The sequence below is a fragment of the Actinoplanes sp. ATCC 53533 genome (assembly GCF_003947245.1).
Genome location: NZ_QHHV01000344.1, coordinates 1 through 7,731, shown reverse-complemented (window position 1 = coordinate 7,731; position 7,731 = coordinate 1). Strand labels below are relative to the sequence as shown.

Annotated in this window: 8 protein-coding genes; 7 read left to right on the top strand and 1 reads right to left on the bottom strand. The window is 65.2% G+C overall.

Translation table 11 applies throughout. The features are described 5' to 3' along the window. The first annotated feature begins 244 nt into the window (after positions 1–244). The 5 genes from DMB66_RS56575 to vanX all read left to right on the top strand — a co-directional run bounded on the left by DMB66_RS56575 (position 245) and on the right by vanX (position 4,903). On the top strand, positions 245–979 hold the full coding sequence (locus tag DMB66_RS56575) for a hypothetical protein (RefSeq protein ID WP_125812259.1): 735 nt from the start codon (positions 245–247) through the stop codon (positions 977–979). Continuing rightward, a complete protein-coding gene (locus DMB66_RS56570; protein WP_125812258.1) occupies positions 937–2,145 on the top strand; it encodes a glycosyltransferase in 1,209 nt (402 codons plus the stop codon). The genes DMB66_RS56575 and DMB66_RS56570 overlap by 43 nt, the downstream gene beginning before the upstream one ends. A 160-nt stretch (positions 2,146–2,305) precedes the next feature. Further along, positions 2,306–3,265, top strand: coding sequence for a D-lactate dehydrogenase VanH (vanH, locus tag DMB66_RS56565; RefSeq protein ID WP_199753240.1), 960 nt, complete (start codon positions 2,306–2,308; stop codon positions 3,263–3,265). Beyond that, positions 3,258–4,298, top strand: coding sequence for a D-alanine--(R)-lactate ligase (gene vanA / locus DMB66_RS56560; protein ID WP_125812256.1), 1,041 nt, complete (start codon positions 3,258–3,260; stop codon positions 4,296–4,298). The genes vanH and vanA overlap by 8 nt, the downstream gene beginning before the upstream one ends. Then, a complete protein-coding gene (gene vanX / locus DMB66_RS56555; RefSeq protein WP_125812255.1) occupies positions 4,295–4,903 on the top strand; it encodes a D-Ala-D-Ala dipeptidase VanX in 609 nt (202 codons plus the stop codon). Before vanA ends, vanX begins: the two co-directional genes overlap by 4 nt. A gap of 404 nt (positions 4,904–5,307) precedes the next feature. On the opposite strand, the gene DMB66_RS56550 is transcribed toward vanX, so the two are convergent. Beyond that, the gene (locus DMB66_RS56550; RefSeq protein ID WP_125812254.1) at positions 5,308–5,757 is read right to left on the bottom strand and encodes a hypothetical protein; all 450 of its coding nucleotides are present in this window, start codon (positions 5,755–5,757) and stop codon (positions 5,308–5,310) included. Between DMB66_RS56550 and DMB66_RS56545 the strand changes: the two genes are divergently transcribed. Together DMB66_RS56545 and DMB66_RS56540 are read left to right on the top strand one after the other, a co-directional pair. Beyond that, entirely contained in the window at positions 5,738–6,016 is a 279-nt protein-coding gene (locus DMB66_RS56545; protein ID WP_125812253.1) for a hypothetical protein, read from the top strand. The genes DMB66_RS56550 and DMB66_RS56545 overlap by 20 nt on opposite strands. Before the next feature lie 708 nt (positions 6,017–6,724). After that, positions 6,725–7,731, top strand: a 1,007-nt coding sequence (locus tag DMB66_RS56540; protein WP_233625556.1) for a helix-turn-helix domain-containing protein, incomplete at its 3' end; no start/stop codon positions are given.

Genomic DNA, 7,731 nt, shown 5'->3' with positions numbered 1-7,731 from the left:
GGGCGATCATCGTGCGTGGGGACGGCCGCGACCATGTCGTCGTCCATGTCGGCTGGCTAGCCGCTCAGCCGCTGCTCAGCCCAGCGATTACTCACAAGGCATGACATTTGCTATTTAATACGAACGATAGACCCCGCACCTCGCCCTTTGCCGCCCGATTGTGTATACGTCCAGCTCAGGCCTGGCCGAATCGGTGGCTTCTGTTCAGTTCGGGGTCTACATTCTCCGCGTGCTACCAGTGCCCTTGAGAACGATCGCGAATGTGGTCGGTGGATCGCTGCACGACGGGGGCCCGGACACCTTGGTGACCGGGCCGGTTTGCGATGGCTCCCGGTTGATCGAGCCGGAAGGGCTGTTCGTGGCCTCTTCCGGTCACGACGCCATCAGGCGGGCAGTGGCCGGCGGTGTCGGGGCCGTGTTCGCCGATCGCCCCGTCGGAGTGTCCGCCGTCGACGACGACGTTCGGGCCGAGAATGTCGTGACCGACGGTATCGGGCGGCCATCGCTCCCACTCCGCACCCAGGCCGGCTCGGCTCCGGCCACGGCCGCGCTGAGGTCGGCGGCGGCCAGGCAGGCCCGGGGGCGGCGGCTCTTCGCCGTGCCCGGTCAGCTGAATGAACCGGGTCGCGGCCGATCGCAACATCACACCGAGTCACAACATCGCATCGAGGTGGGCTGTTTGGCCGCGTTCGCCAGCGTGCGCTATCTTATCGGGAATGCGAACGCCGGGCGACTGGTTTCCGCCGCCTATGGTGGTGTCGAGGCCGAGCACGTGCCGAAAGCGGCAGCAGCACTCCACCTCATCCGCCGGCGGTGGGCGCCGGACGATGTCGTCCCGCTCAAGGGTTCCCACGACGTCGGGCTGCAGGCGGTGGCCAGACAACTCGTCGAGGGCGGTGCCCCAGAGCGCGCGTCCGCAACCCGCTCGGAGGTGGCATGTCGCTCTACAGCGCCCAGCACCTGCGAAGGCTCCGCATGATCGTCACCGGCGGCGGCACCGGTGGGCACACCTATCCGGCGCTCACCACGATCACGACCCTGCGGGCCCGGCTCGCGGATGCCGGCACCGAGCCCGAGCTGCTCTGGGTCGGCGTGCCGAACGGCCTTGAGGCGAAGGTCGCCGTCCGCAACAACGTGCCGTTCCGGGCCGTGATCACCGGCAAGCTGCGCCGCACTCCGAACCCCCGCGAGCTGGCCCGCAACATCGTCGACGCGTTCCGGATTCCGATCGGCTTCCTGCAGGCCATGCTCATCGTCGCCCGCACCCGGCCGGTGGTGGTCCTGTCGACCGGCGGCTATGTCTCGGTGCCGATCGGCCTGGCCGCTCGGGTCTTCGGCGTGCCCTGCCTGATGCACGAGCAGACCCTCAGCCTGGGCCTGGCCAACCGCATTCTCGCCCGCGTCGCCACCCGCATCCTGCTCAGCCACGAGGCATCCCTCGAGCATCTGCCACCCCGCGCCCGGAAACGTGCGGTTGTCACCGGCAATCCCGTCCGGCCTGAGGTCCTGGCCGGCAACCCCGGCAAGGCCTTCGCCGCGTACGGGTTGGACCCCGGCCTGCCGCTGATCCTGGTCACCGGCGGTGCGGGCGGCGCCCAGCAGGTCAACCGGATGCTGGCCGGCGTGCTGACCGACATCCTGCCGCACTGCCAGATCGTGCACCAATGCGGCAGTTTCGGCCTCGCCGAGGTGCAGCAGGTCGCCGCGGCCCTCCCGCCCCAGCTCGCAGACCGCTACCGGGTCGCTGACTTCATCCACGAGGAGATGCCCGACCTGCTGGCGGCGGCCGACATCGTCATCGCCCGCAGCGGCGCCGGCACCGTCGCCGAGCTCACCGCTCTCGGCAAGGCCGCCATCCTCATCCCGTACCCGCACTCCGCCGGCGGTGAGCAGCGCGTCACCGCCCGCCACCTGGCCGAGGCGGGAGCGGTCGCGATGCTCGACGGCCCGACGGCGACCCCGGAAAACCTGCGCCACGAAATCATGACGCTGCTGAGCGACCCCCAGCACCGCGCCACCATGGCCCACACCGCCGCCGGACAGGGCCGTCCGGACGCCGCCGACCGCGTGGTGGCCGAGATCCTCGCCATCGCGGCCCGGAGCGGCAGCCGCAGCCCGACGCAGTCGCGGCGGAATGCGTCCTGATCCCCGCCAGACATACCCCGGAACGGGGGCTGCTCACAACCTCTCGCGTCCGCGCGGCAATCGGAAGAATGGTGCACTAGTGACCTACAGCGAACCAGCCCGAACGGCGGACCGCCACACCCGATCGCTGGCGTCCTCGCCGTCCTCGACCGTCCCGACCATGGGCATCACTATTTATGGATGCGAGCAGGACGAGGCCGTCCTGTTCCGAGAGATGGCGCCTCGCTTCGGCGTGACGCCGAACATCATAGAGGCAGCCATATCCGAAGCCAATGTTGAACTGGCATTCGGAAACCGATGCATCAGCATCGGTCATAAAACTCGAATCACCAACCCCACCCTTCTTGCACTCAGCCGCATCGGCGTCAAATACATCTCCACAAGAAGCGTCGGATATAACCACATCGACGTGGAGTATGCGGCGAGTGTCGGCATTTCCGTCGGAAACGTCGCCTATTCGCCCGACAGCGTGGCCGACTACACGCTGATGCTGATGCTGATGGCGGTGCGCCACATCAAGTCCATCATCCGGCGCGCCGATGTCCACGACTACAGACTGAATGAAGTACGCGGGAAAGAACTACGCGACCTGACCGTCGGGGTAATCGGCACGGGGCGCATCGGCGCGGCGGTCATGGACCGGCTCCGGGGCTTCGGCTGCCGAGTCCTGGCCTATGACAATTGCCCTCAGACCGCCGCCGACTACGTCCCCCTCGATGAGCTGCTGCGGCTGAGCGACATCGTGACGCTCCATACACCGCTCAACGCGGATACCCACCATCTCCTCAATCGTCACCGTATCGAGCTGATGAAGCACGGCGCGTTCATTATCAACACCGGACGCGGTTCACTTCTTGATACCGAAGCCCTTATTCCGGCATTGGAGGACGGCAGATTGGGCGGCGCGGCGTTGGATGTCCTCGAAGGAGAGGAAGGAATATTCTACGCCGACTGCCGGAACAAGCCCATTGAGAGCAAGTCGTTGTTGCGGCTACAAAAGATGGCGAACGTGCTCATCAGCCCGCACACCGCGTACTACACAGATCATGCCCTGAGCGACACTGTGGAAAACTCCATCAACAATTGCCTGAAATTTGAAAGCGGGAATCAGCATGGCTAGGTTGAAGATCGGAATCCTGTTCGGGGGCCGTTCCGAAGAGCACCCCGTCTCCATCAAGTCGGCGCGGGAGGTCGCAAACAGCCTCGATATCGAGAAGTACGAGCCGTTCTATATCGGGATCACCCAGGACGGCGCCTGGAAGCTCTGCGACGGCCCGGACACGGACTGGGAAAACAGCGACTGCCGGCCGGCCGTGCTGTCACCGGACAGCACGGCGCGCGGATTGCTTGTGCTGGAGAAGGGACAATACGAAACGATCGCTCTGGACGTCGTGCTGCCCGTTCTGCACGGCAAGCAGGGCGAGGACGGCGCGATCCAGGGTTTGCTGGAGCTCTCCGGCGTCCCCTACGTGGGCTGCGACATCCAGAGCTCAGCTCTGTGCATGGACAAGTCGCTCACCTACCTGGTCGTCAACAGTGCGGGCATCGCTACCCCGAATTTCTGGACCGTCACGCCGGGCGAAGAGATCGATCCCGACCTGCTGACCTATCCCGTCTTCGTCAAGCCGGCCCGTTCGGGATCGTCCTTCGGCGTCAGCAAGGTCTCCGCGAAAGAGGAACTGCTGGAGGCGGTGGAAGTCGCGCGGCAGTACGACTCGAAGGTGCTGATCGAGTCGGCCGTCATCGGCAGCGAGATCGGCTGTGCCATCCTCGGGAACGATGCAGATCTGGTCGCCGGCGAGGTGGACCGGGTCGCGCTCACCCACGGCTTCTTCAGAATCCACCAGGAGGCCACGCCCGAGACCGGCTCCGAAAACTCGGCGTTCATCGTTCCCGCCGACATTCCGGCGGAGTCGCGAGCGCTCGTCCAGGAGACGGCAAAGGCCATCTATCGCGCCCTGGGCTGCAGGGGGCTGGCACGGGTCGACATGTTCCTCAAGGAGGATGGGACGGTAGTCCTCAACGAGGTGAACACCCTGCCCGGCATGACCTCGTACAGCCGTTATCCGAGAATGATGGCGGCCGCCGGGTTGCCGCTGGGCGAAGTGATCGACCGGGTGGTGGCGTTGGCGTTGGCCGGGAAAAGCCGATGAACGATGACTTCGCCTTTCTCGACGACGTGGTGTCCGGCATACGCTGGGATGCCAAGTACGCCACCTGGGACAACTTCACCGGCAAACCGGTGGACGGATACCTGGTAAATCGAATTGTCGGCACGAAGGCTCTGTGCGCGGCTCTGGGGAAAGCGCAAGAGAAGGCCGAATCCCTCGGCTTCGGCCTCCTTCTCTGGGACGGCTATCGCCCGCAGCGCGCCGTAGATTGTTTCATGCGCTGGGCAGAACAGCCGGAGGACGGCCGGACGAAGCAGCGGCACTATCCGGATATCGACCGGGCCGAGATGTTTGAAAAAGGATATGTGGCCACCAAGTCGGGCCACAGCCGGGGCAGCACCGTCGACTTGACGATCTATGACCTGGCGACCGGCGAACTTACCCCCATGGGCGGTGACCATGACTTGATGGCACCGATCTCACATCATGGGGCGGAGGGAATCACGCCGGCCGAAACGAGCAACCGCGAACACCTTCGTCTCATCATGGAGTCCTGCGGTTTCAGCGCATACGCTCTCGAGTGGTGGCATTACACGCTGAAGAACGAGCCCTACCCAGACACCTATTTTGATTTTCCCATCGCGTAACGCCATCTTCACCCTGCGTGGTGCTTGATCTCGACCGCGGCAAGGGCACCACCCTGCCGCGTCTCGTCGGAGGCGCCACCACGCAGGGGTGGAAAGCCGCCCTCGGCGCGTTCGATGTCGCCCTCCCGGGCCGCATTCCAAGCGCACGGACCAGCGAGGCAAGCAGGACAGCCACCCAGACATTCTGACGGCGGCTGTTCCTGCTCGCGGCTGTCCCTGCTGGCGGCGCGGTGCTCTGCCAGCGGGGCGAGGAACGGCGTTCACCGCTGGCCCACTCGCCCTGCTGGATCAGCATCCTGCTGACGATCCGGCACGCAACGACAGGATGGCCGAGCCGCCCGAGCCGCCTGACCCGTCCAACCTTGTCCAATCTGGCCCTTCGGCGAAGGCGGCCGACCCTAGCATCACCGGATGGCTTCGACTCCAGGCAAAGGCGCACGACCGCTGATCGGCCGGGCCGTGCCGCTCTTTGTGCTGGCTCTCGCTCTCACCAGCTGCGGCGACGGGGAGCAGACGGCCGCGGCCGGGTCTGCCGGCCAGGCCAGTCCATCACCCGCGATCACCACCGCGTCGGCCGCCACGCCGCCGTCGCCGACCGCGCCTGTCCCGACCACGCCGGAATCGACGCGGGCCGCACCGCCATGCGAGCAGAACAAGGCATGGTCCAGCAACGAGACCGTCAAGTGGGTGACGGAGATGGTCAAGTTCGATTCGGCCAGCAACTTCGCCTTCGGTTTGTACAGCACCGCGGGCACGGTATGCCGGGCGGTTCCGGTCCAATTGGAGATCTGGAAGGTCGCGCTCGCCAACGAGTTCGGAGGCGTGCGGTTCGACATGAAGTCGATCTTCCGCAAACAGATCTCCCTCGACGGCCGGCGAGTGATCACCGTGAAGACACCGGAACTCCCGTCGGGCACCTGCACCGGCTCGATCATCGCGGTCTACGTGGGCAAGCCACTGAGAACCAACGAACTACCCAAAACGATGGAAATCTTCGGCGGCGCGATCAGCGCCGACGTCAAATTCCGCAGCACCCGAATCGCATACTCGGTCGGATCGATGCCAACACCCGCACCCGGCCTCACCCCCAACAACGGCCTACCAGGCTGCTAACCCACACCGCAAGCACCAAGCAGGGCCAAGCACAAGCAATTGCGACCACCCGACACCGCGAGAGCTATCCGCAACCACCGCACCGCGGGGGTCACCTCCTACGCCGGTCCGCTCTCTAGGCGCTGAAGGAACGCTGATACGTTCCCCCGTTCCCCCGTTCCTCCGTTCCCCCGCGCCCGGCGCCCAGCACCACGCGGGAACCGGCCTGGGCCACGTGATCTGCCAAACGCATCGTCAAACCCACCACGGCACGATCACCGCGACCGGCAACGACGGGCTGCGGCACACGATTCACCCTCCTGCCGCCCGTGACCATTGCCGAAACCGTCGACCTTCCCGCCAGACCCGCGCCGGTTAGCCCGTCGGGATCTTGAGCGCGGCTCGGACCAGGCAGGCGTTGCCAAGGCCGGCTCACCGCTTGGCGGCACTGCCGTGGCCTCCAAACCGATCCCGGATGCCCAGTTCCGGCGAACCCAAGCAAACGCCCGTGACCGAGGCCCTACCACAAGGCCAAGCTCCGATCAGGGCCGAAATCGGCAGCCATCCATGAAGTGACCCGGGGTCACCGGCTGATGTTTTGATGCCGGTTGGCTGCGGGCAGTCGACGAGCGGATCTCGGGCGGGCACCCGGCCGACGCAGAGCTATCATGCCAACTATCATGCCAACTATCATGCAGTTGGCATGACGAGGATGGCTAAGGAGCTGTGGTGCTAGACGCCGAGTTGAGCGAGATCGTTGCGAACCTGCGCGTCCTCGGCGCGGACATTGCCGACGTTGAGGTGAAGAACAGCAGCGGGGGGCTACCGAAGTCTCTTCGGGAGACGCTGTCCGCGTTTTCCAACACGCGCGGCGGAGTCGTCATCCTGGGCCTCGATGAAGGCGGAGGATTTGCGGCCGCCGGCCTGCCGAACCCGGCGAAACTCGCAGCAGACTTCGCGTCGATGTGCTCGTCAGAGATGGAGCCCGCGATACGGCCCCTGATACAAATCCACCAATTCGAGAACGAGCGGGTAGTAGTCGCTGAAATTCCCGAACTCGATCCGGCCCATAGGCCATGCTTTTACATCGGGGCGGGCATGACCAAGGGCAGCTTTGTCCGGGTCAGCGACGGCGACCGGCGCCTGTCGGCTTATGAAGTCCAGATAGTGCTGTCCTCAAGAGGCCAACCGCGAGATGACGAGCAGGCAGTACCTGGCACGGAGATCGGCAATCTGGCGCAGGTGGGTGTTGATGCCCTGATCGCGCGGCTGCGAACCAGCAGGCCGTACGCGTTCCAGGACCTCGACCGCATCGCCGTCCTGCGTCGGGCCAAGGTCCTCGTGTCCGCACCGGACGGCAGAGATGAGGTCTCGCTCGCAGGCCTACTGGCCCTCGGATCCTATCCTCAGGAACAATTCCCACAGCTCATGCTCACATTTGTCCACTACCCGACCGCCACGGGCGCGAAGCCCCATACCGGTCAGCGCTTCCTTGACAACGTTGCCCTCGAAGGTCCGATACCGGTAATGGCCCGCGATGCACTGGCCGCCATCCGCCGGAACATGTCGCGCCGAGCAGTGGTAACGGGCGCGGGCCGTCAGGACATCTGGGAGTACCCCGAGACCGCACTGCGCGAAGCGGTCGTCAACGCACTAGTGCACCGGGATTTGTCCGGAAGTGCAAGGGGTACCCAAATCCAAGTCGAGATGTACCCCGACCGCCTCGTAATCAAGAG